Source organism: Acetobacter oeni (genome assembly GCF_011516825.1).
Taxonomy (GTDB): Bacteria; Pseudomonadota; Alphaproteobacteria; order Acetobacterales; family Acetobacteraceae; genus Acetobacter; species Acetobacter oeni.
Genome location: NZ_WOTA01000004.1, coordinates 165,606 through 181,103, shown reverse-complemented (window position 1 = coordinate 181,103; position 15,498 = coordinate 165,606). Strand labels below are relative to the sequence as shown.

Genomic DNA, 15,498 nt, shown 5'->3' with positions numbered 1-15,498 from the left:
GGCGGTGTGTCCTGCCCGTTCCCTGCTGTTGGTTCGTCTGTCACCGGCGTGTCGCGAGTACGTAGACCCGTCCCGTGCCTGAGCGTGGCGCGTAGAAAGAACCGCGGCTGCGGAACAGGTAGCGGCTTCGCAGAGCCTGATAGACCCGCTCCGTGACTTCGATGGTACCGACGTCCGGCGCGCCCTGGGCCATGAGTTCGGCGAGTGTGACGGTTTCACCCCAGAGGTTGAAGATCTTCGGGTTACCGCCGAGTTCTCCGCCCATTGCCGGGCCGAAATCCATGCCGATGGTGAAGATTGGCTCGATGTTTGCCGTCGAGAGAACCAGCATACAGGTCTCTCGCAGGGAGAGCGCGGCTTCCGCCAGGCGCCAGATGGCGGTCGGGTCGGGGTCTTTTGTGCAGCCGGCCATGCAGATCAGGCGGTGTCCGGCGACTTTCACGGAGAAAAGGTTATAGCGTCGGGCGATATCCTGCACTTCGCCGGCGATCCGATCGATCAGCGGCAGCAGCTTCGAGCCGGTCTGATCGTCTTCCATGACCGGATCGGAGAATGCGATCACCATGACGGCGACGCTCGGATAAAGGCCCTGTCCGATTTCGCCGCCGACTTTCGGCGCCTGCATCAGGGTTTCGTCGAAGCGTGGTTCCGGCAGTGATTCTGCGGCGCTCGTATCCGGGGCGGCGTCTTTCTGGCTGTCGGTCATTTCGGTGGAGTTGCTGAACCGGACAGCGGTGATCGCGGCGACGATTTCGAGGAAATACACGAGGTAGGGCGCGAAACGGGCGTCTTCGAGTGTAATGACGCCGACGATTCCTGTTCCGACCTGATTTGTGCCACGGACGGGACAGACGGTGACTGTCCGTGTGCCGGCGTCCCGCATGACGAAGCGCTCGAAGGCGACGGTCCGGGGGTCCGCAGCGGCTCCGTCAATGGTGACGATGGCGCCCGCGTCGACGAGTTTGAAGAACTCTTCCATATCCTTGCGGGAGAGTTCGAAGCCGCCGGAATGTCCTTCGACTTTTGCGTCGAAATTATCGTCGCAGATCAGGGCGGTGCCGTCATGCAGCATGCGCCAGAGCGAGGCGCGACGGGCGCCGGTCACCCGTGTGAGTTCTTCGGTGAGGACCAGCGCCTCTTCTGTCACGTCCATGAGTCCGGGTGTGACGGCGACCTGCTGAAGGGCGGCGGCTTCCAGATCGGTCTGCGCTTTCTGACGGCCAAATTCATGGCTCACACGTTCGGTCCGCCGGCTTTGCCGGGCGAGGAGACCGGCGAGAAGAATGGCAAGCACGACGATGATGGCGGAGAATTGCAGGCTTTCGCGACCGCTCTGGCGTGCGAAGCTTGCGAAGTCGCTTTCCGGCGCGACGATGAGCAGCACCCAGTTGTCCGTGGACGGCAGGGTCTGGGCCATGCCGATATAATTTTTGCCGTCCAGCCGGAACGGATGGGAGCCGACACCGCGAACCCGGTACTGATCGTAGACCCGGAGGAAGACGGGCTGTGTTTGCGGGTCTATGAGCATTTTTGCCGGATCATTTCCTGACCGGGCAACAACCCTGGAAAAATTATGGCCGGCTATGATGTGTCCGCTGCCGTCGAGAATGATCGCGTTTCCGGTCTGGCTGATTTTCAGGCCGTCGAGGAACTGACTCAGGAGATTGAGGGAGACGTTCACGGCAAAGACGCGGGGCACCTCGTCGCTTCCCGTCAGTGACGTGGAGGCGGTGATTACCAGTTGCTTTGTCGTGGGATAAATGGTCGGCGAGGACCAGACGACGCCGTCTTTTTTGATAGCGCCGGCGAACCAGGATCTCGTCCGGGGGTCGTAGTTGGCGGCCGGGTTATCCGTTACGCGAATAACGGCTCCTTTTTCATCATGGAACTCATGGTGAAACGTGTTTCCGGACGCGCTGTTGCGAAGTTCCGTGTATTCGAGGCCTTTGCCGGTCGGGTCCCGTTCGACAAGCAGGAAGCCACCGTTCTGATCGCCAAGATAGTAGGACTGGATCTGCGGCACGAGCCGGAGCATGGACGCGCCATAGGCGTAAAACGCGTTGCGCGTTACGGCTGGCGGGGCGTGGCTGATGAAATCTCTGGCAAACACACCGCCGACGGTTGCGGCGCCGAGATAGTCTGTAACGTCCTGCACGACATATCGCTGCACGGACACCAGCAACTGGTGTGTAAGTTTCAGGACACCCGTGCGCGTTGCCTGGTAGGTGTGCCAGCCGATCCCGCCGATTGTTGCCAGGATGAGAAGCACGCCGATAATGGGCACGGCGACATGCAGGAACTTCCTGCGAAGGGAAACATCAGCGGTTGAGGTCGGGTCGACAATCTCGTTAGAAGCCAAGACTTCGCCTTCCCCTTAAATCCGGCACAACGCTGCTGCTTCGTGGCATTCAGACCCGAAACATGAAGAAGTTATTACTAAACCCGGAGTTAGTCACGCCTTCTTATGTCATCTGCCTTAAATAGCTGGTCTTTGGCATAGGTTCTTTGCCGCGGAGTCAACGGATCTGCATTCAGATAACCGGGACGAGACCACGTTTTCGCCAGCGTATGGCCCAGTAAACAGTCGTGACGATAAAGATTGAACTGAAGCTGGCCGGGTAACCGAGCCAGACTCCCCAGGCGCCGTAGTGATGTGCGGCGATATATCCGACGGGCAGCTCAACCAGGACGATGCAACCGAGCAGGATCGACATCGGCGCGATCACGTCTCCGCTGGCGCGCATTGCCGAGCCGATCACGCCGCCAAGCGCGAGGGGCACGGCGCTCCACATCACGACCCGGAACGCGTGTGCGGCCAGTTCGGTGACGTGGCGGTCGGTTGTGAACAGGCTGGCGACCGGGCCGGGGGCAAGTGTGACAGCCAGGGCGAGGCAGCCTGTCACGACGAGCCCGACGACGAAGCCGACGCGGAGCACGGCGCGTGCTTCCGCTTCGTTACGGGCGCCGATGGCGTGGGCGCACATGACGGAGACGGTAATTCCGACGGCCATTCCGGGGTATTCGATATAGGTCAGGGTTTGCATGAACAGGCCGTAAGCGGCGGTCATGTCTGAGCCGAAAACATTGATTCGCCCCACGAGCGCGATTTCCGCGAATCCCATTGTCATGATCTCGACCATGGCTGGCAGGCCCAGGCGCAGCACGGGCAAAAGGACTGCCCGTTCCGGCAGCAGTTCCCGCAACATGGCGACATCGGGTGCCAGGGGGTGCCTGGCGTGTCTGAGTGACAGCGCCATGAAAATCAGCGCGATGCACCAGCCGCCGATTGCAGCGAAGGCGGCGCCGTTCAGGCCCATACCGAGGCTGATGGCGAGCGGCGTCAGGAGGAGGGTGGCGACGATCTGGATGGCCATCGACACCAGCGGCCTGACATTGTCGCCTGCCCCGCGCAGCACGATCGACGAAATAATGATGAGGGCCAGTGCTGGCGTGCCGAGCAGGAGGGAGGCGGCATACCGGGTTGCGTGGTCGAGAATATCGGGTGGTGTGCCGAACAGCGCCAGGGTCGGGCGAATGGCTACCTGGCCGGCTGCGGCGATGAGGATGCCGATGCCGACGCCCACGCCGAGTGCGGCGGAGGCCACGACTCTGGCTCGTTCTGTCTGATTCGCGCCCCAGTATTGACCGACGAGAACGCTGGCGCCGGTTCCGAGGCCGACCCCGCAGGAGACCAGCACCAGCAGCAGCGGGAAGAACGAGCTGGCGGCGGCGAGGTCGCCCGGGCCGAGAAGTCGTCCCACATAGATGTTGCCGATGGTGCCGGATGCGGACTGGAGCACGCAGTCGAGCAGGACGGGCATCATGAAGATCAGGAAGCGGGCGGTGAGAGACCGGTCTGGTGTGATGGTGAGTTCGCCGGGGCTGACAGGGGTCGTTCCGGGCTGGATGTCGTGACTCATGAGTGTGAAATCGGATCGGAAGATAAGGAGATCATCGGGTGGCATGCCTTATGTTCAGGCAACGGCATTATGTATTTTGCGGTAGTATGCGGGGTGAGGTCTGATGTGGTTTCTGTAAAAGCGTACATTATTTAAGCAGGGTTTACGGCTCTGTGCTTTCAGGAGAAAGATTGCACCAGAGAGACATGGGCCGCGACGATGCGCCAGCCTTCTTCGGTGCGTAGCCAGGTCTGGCTCTGGCGACCGGTTCGCTCGCTGTTTTTACGGCGGAATTCCAGATTGACTGTGGCGATATCCGGACCATATGCGGTCACGACGCGCCGTATGACGTCTCTTTGTGGCGAGCCGCCGGTGCGTGTTTTCCGGAATTCCGCGATTTCGTCGAAGCCGTAGAGATTTTCACCGATGCCGTAGCGGATGGTTTCCGGAGCGTCACGAAACAATGCATCGAGCTGGTTGAGGTCATTTGCCATCAGGGCGGCTTCGTAGCGATCTGAGGCTTCGGTGACTTCGCGGATGACGTCCGCGTTATTTATTTTCAGCATGATGGTGATGGCTTTCCTGTTCGTGGGCTGGTCTGCTGTACATGGTGCCACGTTTCAGGACAAAAATGGTGCTGCTGGACAGGATTGAACTGTCGACCTCTCCCTTACCAAGGGAGTGCTCTACCACTGAGCTACAGCAGCACTAAGACGAGGGGCTTCCTACATTTTCACCGGCATGCGGGCAAGCCCTATAATTGCTGGCGGGGGCGTTTTTATGACTCCCCTGCCCGTTTTCTTTTTGGGGATCAGTCGTCGCGGTGGATTTTTTCCATCCGCTCGTGGCGTTCCTGGGCTTCGATGGAAAGAGTCGCGATGGGACGGGCTTCCAGCCGTTTGAGACCGATGGGTTCGCCGGTTTCCTCGCAATAACCATAACTGTTATTGTCGATGCGCTGGAGAGCCTGATTGATTTTGCCGATCAGTTTGCGCGCGCGGTCACGGGTTCTCAGTTCAAGTGCTCTGTCGGTTTCGACGCTGGCCCGGTCGGTTACATCGGCTTCATGGATCCCGCCTTCTGAAAGGCTGGCGAGTGTTCCCCCGGCCTCCTTGAGCAGATCGGTGCGCCATTTCAGCAACTTCTCGCGGAAATATTCGACCTGCATGGGATTCATGAATTCTTCATCATCGGAAGGTCTGTAATCCGGAGGAAGTGTAATCATGAGTTGTCTCCGCTTCCCGGGGCGACTGCCCGCGAAAGAATGCGCGGCTTATAGCGACGGGCCGGAGCGGAGCCAAGGGCGAATCGAATCTTTAGCTTTATTGAGCGGCAGGACATTCAGGTTTTAAGCCGGCTCATCTTCGTCGCTTCGTCTGTCGTGTTCGGACGCTGTTTTTCGGGCTTCCGCTTTGTGCAGTTTTGCCAGCTCGACGGCGGCTCTGACGCGAATCGCCCGGACAGCGGCGGTCAGGCCTGGATTTAATGTCGGGGGTGACTCACGGCACATGGTTTCGAGAGTTTCGAGGATGTTATTCGCGGAACGGCCTTCGAGCAGGGCGAGCTGGATGGCCCTGAGTGTTTTCAGGGTGTCGTCTCCCCAGATGAAGGCGACTTTATCCTCGTGCGGGAAATCTGAGTCGCTTTCTTCCTGAAGGCCCAGCAGGGATGTTCCTGTGATGCCGCCTGCGGGCGGCAGGCTGTCGGTTTCGTCGGGCTGTGCCACGGAAAAAAGTCTCGGCGTGCCGCGACGACGCGTGGCGCGGGATGTGATGGCCCGGGATACATGGCTTATCGTGCCGACGACGCTCATACTGTCTCCACACCGTGAGCAGGAACAGAGCGTCTTCCCGTTTCAGTATCTGAAAGGAGGTCGTTCCGCGCTGCCTGTTGAGGAATTGTTTGCTCTTAGGGACGATAGTCTGTCGGCAAAACATTGACGAGCGGCAAACATCGGAATGAATCTCACGCCCCGCAGAAGAAATTTTCACCAGACCAGGGTGCTTCGTCGCCTTGTTTCTGCGTTCCTTGCGTCTTTTCTTACAATCGTCAGCGTGGCTTCCGGGATCAGCCCTGCTTATGCGGCCCGGGTCCGGATCAAGGATATTGCTGACTTTGAAGGGGTGCGGACGAATCAGCTCATCGGTTACGGCCTGGTGGTCGGCCTGCATGGCACAGGTGACAAGCTGACCAACGTGCTTTTTACGCGTGAAACGCTTGTCAGCATGCTTAACCGGCTTGGTGTGAATATTCGCGCCAATGAGATTCAGCTCCAGACACACGATGTTGCCGCGGTCATGGTCACGGCGGATCTTCCCGCTTTTTCGCATGGTGGGGGCCGGATCGACGTTACTGTTTCCGCGACCGGCGATGCGACTGATCTGACGGGTGGAACGCTTCTTGTTACACCGCTTATGGCGGCGGATGGCGAGGTGTACGCCGTGGCGCAGGGATCGCTCGCCACGAATGCCTTTAGTGCGCATGGCGCGGCGGCCTCGATCATGCACAACATTCCGACCAACGGGCATATTGCCAATGGCGGCGTGGTCGAGCGGGAGGTTCCGCTTGACATGGTGGACCGGAAAATTCAGCGCCTTTCGTTACGCAATCCGGATTTCACAACGGCGACGCGTGTTGCCGAGGTGATAAATTCGACGCTGGGCGGTCATCTGGCCCGTGTTGAGGACCCCCGTACGATCGAACTGAACCTCAGCAATGTCGACCGGATGCAGACTCTCTACCGGATTGGTGATCTGCTGGTTGAGCCGGACACTCTTGCAAAGGTGGTGGTCGACGATGCCAGCGGTACGATTGTCATAGGTAATGACGTGCGTATCAGTACTGTGGCGATTGCGCAGGGCAATCTGACGATTCAGGTGACGGAGACACCCCAGGTCTCCCAGCCCGGACCGATGTCGAACGGCACGACGACGATCGCACCGAGAACATCCATCAATGTCAATAACGGTAATAATGCCAAGCTGGGCATTCTCCGTAATGGCCCGGCTCTGAGCGATCTTGTCTCGGGGCTGAATGCGCTTGGTGTCGGGCCGCGCGACATGATTTCCATTCTTCAGGCTATCAAGGCGGATGGCGCCCTGCAGGCGGATATGGAGGTAAGATGAGTAGCATAAAAAGTGCAACGCAGACACTTCCGCAAACGGTTTCATCGACTCAGACAACATCGGGAGAGGCCGCTGTTGATCCGAAGATCTGGAAGACGGCCTCGGATTTTGAAGCGATGGCTATCGGGCAGCTTCTCCAGCCGATGTTCGATACTGTCGATCTTTCAAAAACGCCATTTGGTGGCGGTGTCGGGGAATCAACCTTTAAGCCAATGATGGTTGAGGAAATGGCGAAGCAGATGGAGAGCAAGGGCGGCCTTGGTCTGGCGAAATCGATTTACCACAAAATGCTCGAAATTCAGGAGAACGCCGGATGACGGCCAGGGCGCTGAAGACTCTCGAAGCTGTGCTTGATGTTATCGAGGAGGAAAACCTGCAGCTGAAAGCAGGTGATATACCGGCAGCGGTGTTACTTCTGGGGCGAAAGGAAGCCGCACTCGCGGATCTGGACAAACTTGACATCGTCGGTGAGCGTAAATCTGAAACGGATGAGGATGCAAATTGCCGTTCATCAGAGTTGCCGGAGGCGGCAAGACGGCTCGATCATGCGCTTCAGGAAAACCGGGTGCTTCTCAGGCAGGCGATGACTGCACAGAGGCTGATTGTAAAACTTCTTACAAATGCGCTGCCCAGCCCGGATGCCAGAACGAATTACAGTAATTCGGGAAGTTACGTGGCGGCGCGGCGGCAGCCAGGGCGGGCTCTCCGCAACAACGCCTGAAATTTTCAAGGGGTTCCGTAAACAGCGAAAGACCCGGGGGCTGGTTTGCCACCCGGGTCTTTTGATATAACGGCCTGTCAGAACAGCCGGATAATCAGCTGCGGGCAGCTTTGCTGCGCGTTGCTTTGGCACGGGTCTGGCGCTTCGGTGTTTCAGCCTGTTCTGTGGCTGCCTTCTCTGCCGCCAGACGATTCAGACGCTTCTGCTTCCGGGCTTCCTGCGTGATCCGCAGACGCTCGACTGCCGACAGTTTGATTGCGGGGGCTTCTTTGCGGCTGGCTGCGCGGGCGCTGACCTTTGGTGCTGCGACGGCTTTAACCCGTGCTACCTTCGGTGCGGTGGCTTTCTTTGTTGTTGCTTTCACCACAGGGGCTGCGACTTTACGTTTCGTCGCTGCCTTTGGCGCTGCTTCTGTCACGCGGGCGGTGCGTGTGGTTTTAGCGGGAGCTTTTGCAACGGTTTTAGCGGCAACTCTTGCCTTCGCCGGAGCGGGTGCACGGCTTTTTGCAGCCACCGTCTTTGCTGCAACCGGCGCTGCCTTTCTGGCAGGTGCTTTTTTCGGTGCGGCGGTTTTTTTCACGGCTGCTGCTGCGGTAACTTTAGCTGGTTTTTTAGCCATAACTCACTCTCTTTCTGTCACGCACCCGCTGAGGAGATGCTTTCAAAACTTTATGTTCTGCTCACGGTTCTTTTTGAGATAGTTCCAGAATTTCTGTCGCTGCCATATCGCCAGACATAAGGAACGCCGGCCGCAGATGCAAAAGCTATAATGAGGCTATCATCGCCCTGATTAACGGCAGCAATATAGACGCCTGTTCGACTTTGCAATATCAATATCAGACATTTCTTATACAGAAACCGACAGCTGCGTCACTGGAATGCTACGTAATTATTACGATAAATATCAATTCGAAATTTAGAAAATTCGATTGTATGTAAGCATATTATAGAAATTATTTTATTTGACGGTCGGCGGATAAATGCCTGATTTTCGCATAAGGCTGCATAAAAATACCGGGCGCCATGCAAGGGGCGCACACTTCTTTATATTGTAACGTAACATTTTCATACAGGCTTCTGTCTGCGGGCGGGTGTGATCATCGTTATGGCGATAATCGTCCTGTCACGCTAACATTGTAGGAAATCCATTTTCAGAAACAGGTGCGGACATCATGAAAATCAACGGGGTTCAGCACAGAAGTGTTCAGGTTGATCCTGAAAACAACACGGACGTTCTTATTTTCGATCAGACGAAGCTTCCATTTTCGCTTGAGACTCTGCGTCTGACTGAATGCGCTCAGGTCGCGCATGCCACTACCTCGATGCAGGTCCGGGGGGCTCCGCTGATCGGTGCTGTCGCGGCTTATGGACTCGCGCTGGCATTGCGGGTGGATTCAGAGAATACCGCCATGGAGCGCGATGCAGCCATGCTTGCGGCGACACGGCCCACGGCGGTCAATCTGCGCTGGGCGATTGATCGCATGCTTGCGAAACTACGCCCGCTTACACCGGAAGATCGCGTTGCGGCGGCTTATGCCGAGGCGGCGCGTATCTGCGATGAGGATGTGGCGCAGAACGAGGCGATTGGCCGACATGGTCTGGATCTGATTGAAAAGATTGAAAAAAAGAAGAATAAATCAGGCAGGATTAACATTCTGACACATTGCAATGCCGGCTGGATCGCGACTGTTGACTGGGGCACGGCGCTCGCTCCGATCTATATGGCGCATGATGCGGGCTATGATGTTCATGTGTGGGTGGATGAGACACGTCCGCGCAATCAGGGTGCTGCGCTGACGGCCTGGGAACTTGGCAGTCATGGTGTGCCGCATACGGTTATTGTCGATAATGCGGGTGGTCATCTTATGCAGCATGGCATGGCTGATCTGGTGATTGTCGGGACGGATCGCGTGACGGCGCGGGGAGATGTTGCCAATAAGATCGGTACCTATCTCAAGGCACTGGCGGCGAGAGATAATGACGTTCCGTTCTGGGTGGCGCTCCCTTCCACGACGATTGACTGGTCTGTGAATGATGGTGTTCGGGAGATACCGATCGAGGAGCGGTCCGGGCTGGAAGTTACGAATGTTACGGGGCAGACGGCTGACGGACGCATTGAAACCGTCAGAATTACGCCGCGTGAGAGTGCGGCGGCCAATCCGGCGTTCGATGTGACACCGGCGCGGCTGGTGACGGGGCTTATTACGGAACGCGGGCGTTGCGCGGCGAGCGCGGCAGGGCTGCGGTCGCTGTTTCCTGAAAAAGCAGGCCGGTAAACCAGCGACTTCCGGGTATTCCGGCTGTGTGCGCCGCGATTTAGCCTGTCGCCGCGAGCGCCGCCTCTTTCGATCCGAATATCAACACGGTAAAGGGGTTGTTAAGGCACGATTCACGTTCCGCGCGGTCGTGTCCCTTTCTTGACGTTGTGGAGCCGGAACCATATGCCGGCCATGTGGATGGACAATCTGGTGTTTCGCAAGCCTGCCGTTCTTTTTCTCGCTCTCAGTGTCGCCGCATGTGCTCCACATCCTCTGGCCAGTCAGCACCCGGCTGAGACGCCGATGGCGCAATATCGTGCCGGCTCCGGGCCGGTCGGCTGGGACACCCATGTCCCGGATTTTGCCACACGTAATTTCGTTCCGTTTAACCGGCAGGATGTCGTTGCGATCGCGATGCGTGAGTGGCGGCTTTTTGGCATGCCGGTGGATGACGACGACCCTGAGCTGCGGCCGGAGCCAGTGACTGGCAGCGTCAAACCGGAGCGGGCGCCGGGTTTGTGGCAGCGTGTCGGCGAATACTGGTGGATCGGACAGGACCCTCAGGAGACCGAGGTTTCGTGGAGCGGGAAATATGATGCGGATGGCCGCCTGTTCAATCTGATTCATGACGGGCACTACGCCTGGTCGGCGGCGTTTATTTCCTATGTAATGCGTGTTGCCGGGGCGAACGATCGCTTCCCCTATTCTCCCAATCACTCGACCTATATCAATGCTGCGGCATCCGGGCAGGCGACGGGGCTGCGGGCGCATGATCCCGGTGCCTATATTCCGCGCCTGGGGGATCTGATCTGCACCGGTCGTGGTGGCAGCAAGTCGGTGCGGTTCTCGAGTTTGCCGACACGCTATGGTTTTCCGGCTCATTGCGGGTTTGTTGTTGCAACCGGGCAGAACGGGTCGCCGTTCGGGCATCAGCTCAGCATCATTGGCGGGAATATCGACGATGCGGTGACGCTGACGCATGTGCCGACGGATGCGAACGGCGCTATCGCCTCAGCTGACGGCAGAAGCTATGATTCCCGGTATCCCTGGTGCGCGGTGCTTGAAGTGATCTATGACGCCGAGGTCGAGCCGGACGCGGGGCAGTAATCTGCCCCGAAGCGAGCCGGAGTTCCGGTCGGGACCGGATCAGCTCTGTCGCCAGGGCAGACCTGATGCTTTCCAGCCGGCGGCGATACCGCGATGCGAGCTGGCGTCGAGCGGGCCTTCAAATCCGTCGGCGACGTTAAAGGCTGGTCCCAGACCGGCCTCCGTGACGGCCTGGGCGGCGGCGCGGCTTCGGGCGCCTGACCGGCAGATAAAATAGAGCGGCTGGCCTGCGGTAAGACCCGCTGCTGACAGGTCTTCAAGAAACTGTCCGTTGATCAGGCCGCCGGGCAGTTGCCAGCTCACGAGGTGCAGTTCCCGGTTTAACCGCGAGAGTTCGGGGATGCCGACAAAGAACCATTCGGCCTGTGTGCGCACGTCGATCAGTTGTGCGTCCGGATTTTCTTCCAGAGCCAGCCATGTGGCCTGCGGCGACACATCCTCGATCATCGTTTTATTTCTCCTTTCTGACCTGTTCCCGACCGGGGCAGGCCGGTCTTCAGCCGGTGGTTTTTGTTGTCCGGATGAAAGCTTACGCGCTCCGTGTCGTATAATACAGATTATGCGTTACGAAGCTGGCCAATTGCACACCGGCTCAACTCGCGCTAGCCCGGACGGAACAGGACGAAAGGCAGACATGATGACATCGGAACCTGACTCTCTCCCGCGCAATGGCTGGACGACGACCTCGGCTGACATGCCGGCGGCTGTCGGGGGGACGCCGCTGATCCGTCTCAGCAGGGCGTCCGACGCGACCGGGTGCGACATTTTCGGTAAGGCGGAATTCATGAACCCGGGCGGTTCGGTGAAGGATCGCGCGGCACTGGCCATCATAGAGGATGCGGAGAAGCGCGGGGTTCTGAAGCCGGGCGGAACGATCGTGGAAGGCACGGCGGGAAATACCGGGATCGGCATTACGCTTGTTGCCAATGCGCGCGGCTACAAAAGTGTCATTGTCATGCCGGAGACGCAGAGTCAGGAAAAAATCGATTTTCTGCGTATGATCGGCGCTGATCTTCGGCTTGTTCCGGCGAAGCCTTACCGCGATCAGGGAAACTATGTGCATGTCTCGCGGCGTCTTTCCGAGGAAAATGGCTGGCTGTGGGCCAATCAGTTCGACAACGTTGCGAACCGCGAAGGGCATCGTCTGACGACCGGCCCGGAAATCTGGGAGCAGATGGGCGGGAAAGTCGATGCGTTTACCTGCGCCTGCGGCACCGGGGGCACTCTGGCGGGGATCGGGTTCGGACTTAACGATGCGGCGGAGGCGGCTGGTGTCGCCCGTCCGAAGATCGTTCTGGCTGATCCGGAAGGTTCGGGGCTGTATGGCTGGGTGAAGTCGGGCGATCTGTCTGTCAGCGGGTCTTCGATTACGGAGGGGATTGGTCAGTCACGGGTTACGGCCAATCTTGAAGGGGCCATTATTGACGATGCGGAGCGCATTGCCGATCCGGAGGCTCTGGAGCAGATCTACAGCCTGCTGATTCATGAAGGGCTTTCTGTCGGCGGCTCATCCGGCATCAATGTTGCGGCGGCCATTCGCGTTGCGCGGACGCTTGGCCCGGGGCATCGCATTGCGACGATCCTGTGTGACGGCGGAGCGCGCTATCAGTCGAAACTGTTTAATCCTGAATTTCTGCGGAGCAAGGATCTGCCTGTGCCGGCCTGGCTTGACAGATAGGTTCAGGATATTCGGACAGGATATTGATTTTAAAAAATATTCCGCAGCATGATGGGGTCATGCTGCGGAGTGCCGGATTTCTGAGGTAAATACTTAGAAAAGCCATGCGCTATGTTGATTTTAAAGTAATTTATTTACAGGCGTCCGAGAAGCACGAGAATGATGACGATGATGAGAACGGTGCCCAGTGTACCTGATGGGAAGTATCCCCAGCCGGAGCTGTAACCCCAGTTCGGCAACGCTCCGACGAGCATCAGAATCAGAACAATTATAAGGATTGTGCCGAGCATAGTTTATATCTCCGGTGTTGACTTTACTCTGGGTCAGGCTTGCGTCCTTTCCCCGTCCAGCGACGTCTCTTCGTAACGATGGAATGGCGGGTAAAGTTGTCCCGCAGATTCAAAGTGTTGCTGGAAATTTTCTCAGCCATACGGGTGGAGCATGGCTACGCGCTGGTTACGTTCTGACTGCATAACTCTCAGGTCTGATCAGGCGGAGGCCGGGGTGTCGTTATTCCGGGGCTCACGGGTTTCGCCCATGAGGAGTGCTACCAGCAGGACACAGCAGCCGCCCGCGGCGGCCAGAAGCAGGAAGGCGTCTCTCAGTGAGCGGTCAGCAACGAGGCCGGCGAGCGTTGTGCTGAAGCTGGCTCCCAGGCCCATGGCGAGCCCGAGAACGCCCATGCAGAGATTGAAATGGCCGCTGCGGCGTGTGAGATCGGCGGCGACCAGGGGCAGCATGACGCCGAAGGCGGCTGAGCTTATGCCGTCGAGCATCTGGACAGGCACGATCAGCCACGGGTCGGATGTCAGGCTGAGGAGGACACCTCGCAGAGGCAGGGCTGCGAAGCTGACCAGCATCACCGGACGACGCCCGATTGTTTCGGCCCAGCGTCCGATCCAGGGCGACAGCACAGCGCCCAGCAGTTGCGGAGCCAGGATGCAGGCGGCGATGACGATTTCGGAAGCACGTCCGGCGTCTTTTGTCACCTGTCCGGCGGCGAGCGGGAGCATGGCGGCGCTGGAAAGGTGGAAAAACACGACGCAGAGGGCGAAGGCGAACAGGCCGGGTTCACGCAGGAGTTTCAGCAGAGAGGCGCCGCGTGCTTTTTGCGGTGTTTCACCTTCCGCCAGGGCTGAGGCTCTCTCATCGGGGGGTGTTCCGACGGTCTCGATCATACGCAGCGCGATCAGGCCCGGGGCGGCCATGATCGCACCGAGAAAGAATGTCGCGCGGGCGGATGACCAGTAGCCCACGGCGCCCATCAGCCCGGCTGAGATGGCGTTTCCTACGGCGGCAAAACTGGCGTTGCGGCCAAAGCGCGCGCCGAGTGCGCCTGTTGCCTTGTCCGGGTTGAGCGTGATCCAGGAGGCGACGACGGCGAGAGTGAGGGCGCTGATGGCCGGATTCAGGGTGCAGCTTGCCAGGCCGTGCAGGATTTCCGCGATGGCGACGGGCAGGCGTTGCGGCATGAGGGCCATGATCAGGCAGGAAATGATGATCGCGACGATTGAGAATTCCGCCACCATGCGCTTGTTACGCAAGGCATCGACTATGGCTCCGGCCGGAACCTGGCAGGCCATCGCAGTGACGGAGCCGATGCTGAGCGCGACGCCGATTTCACCCTGGGTCCATTGTTCGCCGGTCAGGTAGACCGCGACGAAGGGACCAAAGGCGGCCTGAAGGTTCGCGACGAAAAAGCTGACACCATCCAGGCCGTATGTGCTGTTGCGGGGTATTTTCTTCAGCACGGCGACGCCCATGAGTGGTGCGACAGAGCGCGTTTCCGGACGGAGTTGGCGGTCATCCGGGCTGAAATATGTTTCATGATCCGGTTATCGGTCGTGTTCGTGTGCCGGAGGCCGTGTCTGACCCTGAGCATCCGGTTGCGTCGTGTCCTTGTTCTGCTCCGGGTTTCCTGAATCCGGCGAGGATTTCTCCTGCGTGGGGGGCGCTGTCATCCGTATCGGGGCGATGACGGGGCCATCCGGCGATGTATCGGGGGACGCGGATTTCTGTTCATTTTCTTTATCCGCATCCGCCGCGGGGGCTGTGGTGCGGGGGCCGGTGAGGATCTGCGTGGTCTTCTCGCCCGGATTGTATGCAGGAGCTGATCTGATGACGCCGGACGGCGCGAGGACGGTGATCGGATATTTCGGATCGGCATCTTCCAGGGACAGGAGAGACCAGGCGATCGCGACGCGCCGGTTTCCGACGCCGAGAAACCCGCCGATATCCACGACGATTGCCTTGATCTGTCCATCCGCGCCGATAAGGACATCGACGATGTGTCCGAGAGTTCCGTGATCCGTTCCCCTCACCTGCCGGTCCAGCAAACCGCCGAGAGGCAGCGACGCGATCTCGGCGACCGGCTGACTGTCTTTTTTCGCGGGTCCGGCCGCCGCGTTTTCCTGCGGGGTGAGAGCGATGGACTGCTCGGGGTTATCGCCGGTCGGCTCGTCACGGGACGGATCGATGGCGGGTAGCGCGGGAGGAGGAGCGCCCTGTGTGGCGGTATGCTGATTGTCCTGAGTGCCGGCCGGGCTGATGAGAGACGGATTAACGACCGGGGCGGGAGGAGAATCGGCGTCGCCCGCATAGGCTTCGGGGCCTGAGATAACTGCGACGAACAGGGCGAGACACACCGCGCCGAGGCGGGGTGTTACCAGGGAAGAATCAGCCACGCCCATTCAACGTCTCCGGGACCTTC

16 protein-coding genes and 1 tRNA gene are annotated in these 15,498 nt (G+C 58.9%); 6 read left to right on the top strand and 11 right to left on the bottom strand.

Annotated elements, in window-relative coordinates:
• Positions 1 to 40: 40 nt before the first annotated feature.
• The 6 genes from GOB90_RS04390 to GOB90_RS04365 all read right to left on the bottom strand — a co-directional run bounded on the left by GOB90_RS04390 (position 41) and on the right by GOB90_RS04365 (position 5,712).
• Complete coding sequence (locus GOB90_RS04390; protein ID WP_146888022.1) at positions 41 to 2,359, bottom strand: cache domain-containing protein; 2,319 nt, start codon at positions 2,357 to 2,359, stop codon at positions 41 to 43.
• Positions 2,360 to 2,531: 172 nt separating this feature from the next.
• Complete coding sequence (locus GOB90_RS04385) at positions 2,532 to 3,965, bottom strand: MATE family efflux transporter (protein ID WP_146888024.1); 1,434 nt, start codon at positions 3,963 to 3,965, stop codon at positions 2,532 to 2,534.
• Between the two features lie 113 nt (positions 3,966 to 4,078).
• Positions 4,079 to 4,465 carry an oxalurate catabolism protein HpxZ gene (gene hpxZ, locus GOB90_RS04380; protein WP_146888026.1) on the bottom strand — a complete coding sequence of 129 codons (387 nt, stop codon included), beginning with the start codon at positions 4,463 to 4,465 and terminating at the stop codon, positions 4,079 to 4,081.
• 66 nt (positions 4,466 to 4,531) lie between these two features.
• Positions 4,532 to 4,606 (bottom strand) — tRNA-Thr (locus GOB90_RS04375).
• 104 nt (positions 4,607 to 4,710) lie between these two features.
• On the bottom strand, positions 4,711 to 5,124 hold the full coding sequence (dksA, locus tag GOB90_RS04370) for an RNA polymerase-binding protein DksA (protein ID WP_146888028.1): 414 nt from the start codon (positions 5,122 to 5,124) through the stop codon (positions 4,711 to 4,713).
• Positions 5,125 to 5,247: 123 nt separating this feature from the next.
• Positions 5,248 to 5,712, bottom strand: a complete 465-nt coding sequence (locus GOB90_RS04365) for a flagellar assembly protein FliX (RefSeq protein ID WP_146888031.1) — start codon at positions 5,710 to 5,712, stop codon at positions 5,248 to 5,250.
• Positions 5,713 to 5,857: 145 nt separating this feature from the next.
• Here GOB90_RS04365 and GOB90_RS04360 point away from each other — a divergent pair, with 145 nt between their 5' ends.
• Genes GOB90_RS04360 through GOB90_RS04350 form a run of 3 tightly spaced genes read left to right on the top strand, consistent with a single transcriptional unit; the run spans position 5,858 to position 7,745 of the window.
• On the top strand, positions 5,858 to 7,024 hold the full coding sequence (locus tag GOB90_RS04360; protein WP_146888033.1) for a flagellar basal body P-ring protein FlgI: 1,167 nt from the start codon (positions 5,858 to 5,860) through the stop codon (positions 7,022 to 7,024).
• On the top strand, positions 7,021 to 7,341 hold the full coding sequence (locus GOB90_RS04355; protein ID WP_146888035.1) for a rod-binding protein: 321 nt from the start codon (positions 7,021 to 7,023) through the stop codon (positions 7,339 to 7,341). The genes GOB90_RS04360 and GOB90_RS04355 overlap by 4 nt, the downstream gene beginning before the upstream one ends.
• Positions 7,338 to 7,745, top strand: coding sequence for a flagellar protein FlgN (locus tag GOB90_RS04350; protein WP_146888037.1), 408 nt, complete (start codon positions 7,338 to 7,340; stop codon positions 7,743 to 7,745). Before GOB90_RS04355 ends, GOB90_RS04350 begins: the two co-directional genes overlap by 4 nt.
• 94 nt (positions 7,746 to 7,839) lie before the next feature.
• Here the strand turns inward: GOB90_RS04350 and GOB90_RS04345 are convergent, their stop codons facing one another.
• Positions 7,840 to 8,364, bottom strand: coding sequence for a hypothetical protein (locus GOB90_RS04345; RefSeq protein ID WP_146888039.1), 525 nt, complete (start codon positions 8,362 to 8,364; stop codon positions 7,840 to 7,842).
• A gap of 553 nt (positions 8,365 to 8,917) precedes the next feature.
• Between GOB90_RS04345 and mtnA the strand changes: the two genes are divergently transcribed.
• Positions 8,918 to 10,021 (top strand): S-methyl-5-thioribose-1-phosphate isomerase, encoded by a 1,104-nt coding sequence (gene mtnA / locus GOB90_RS04340; protein ID WP_146888042.1) that lies wholly within the window; start codon positions 8,918 to 8,920, stop codon positions 10,019 to 10,021.
• A 174-nt stretch (positions 10,022 to 10,195) separates the two neighbouring features.
• Positions 10,196 to 11,110, top strand: a complete 915-nt coding sequence (locus GOB90_RS04335) for a DUF2272 domain-containing protein (protein WP_373322147.1) — start codon at positions 10,196 to 10,198, stop codon at positions 11,108 to 11,110.
• 39 nt (positions 11,111 to 11,149) lie between these two features.
• On the opposite strand, the gene GOB90_RS04330 is transcribed toward GOB90_RS04335, so the two are convergent.
• A complete protein-coding gene (locus tag GOB90_RS04330; protein WP_146888044.1) occupies positions 11,150 to 11,557 on the bottom strand; it encodes a rhodanese-like domain-containing protein in 408 nt (135 codons plus the stop codon).
• A 190-nt stretch (positions 11,558 to 11,747) separates the two neighbouring features.
• Between GOB90_RS04330 and GOB90_RS04325 the strand changes: the two genes are divergently transcribed.
• Positions 11,748 to 12,788: a cysteine synthase A gene (locus GOB90_RS04325; RefSeq protein WP_146888102.1), complete on the top strand. Its 1,041-nt coding sequence runs from the start codon at positions 11,748 to 11,750 to the stop codon at positions 12,786 to 12,788.
• Positions 12,789 to 12,922: 134 nt separating this feature from the next.
• Here the strand turns inward: GOB90_RS04325 and GOB90_RS04320 are convergent, their stop codons facing one another.
• The 3 genes from GOB90_RS04320 to GOB90_RS04310 all read right to left on the bottom strand — a co-directional run bounded on the left by GOB90_RS04320 (position 12,923) and on the right by GOB90_RS04310 (position 15,472).
• Positions 12,923 to 13,078, bottom strand: coding sequence for a DUF3309 family protein (locus GOB90_RS04320; RefSeq protein ID WP_146888046.1), 156 nt, complete (start codon positions 13,076 to 13,078; stop codon positions 12,923 to 12,925).
• Between the two features lie 198 nt (positions 13,079 to 13,276).
• Positions 13,277 to 14,539 (bottom strand): MFS transporter, encoded by a 1,263-nt coding sequence (locus GOB90_RS04315; RefSeq protein ID WP_261765957.1) that lies wholly within the window; start codon positions 14,537 to 14,539, stop codon positions 13,277 to 13,279.
• Between the two features lie 84 nt (positions 14,540 to 14,623).
• Complete coding sequence (locus GOB90_RS04310) at positions 14,624 to 15,472, bottom strand: PRC-barrel domain-containing protein (RefSeq protein ID WP_173571920.1); 849 nt, start codon at positions 15,470 to 15,472, stop codon at positions 14,624 to 14,626.
• Between the last annotated feature and the right edge of the window lie 26 nt (positions 15,473 to 15,498).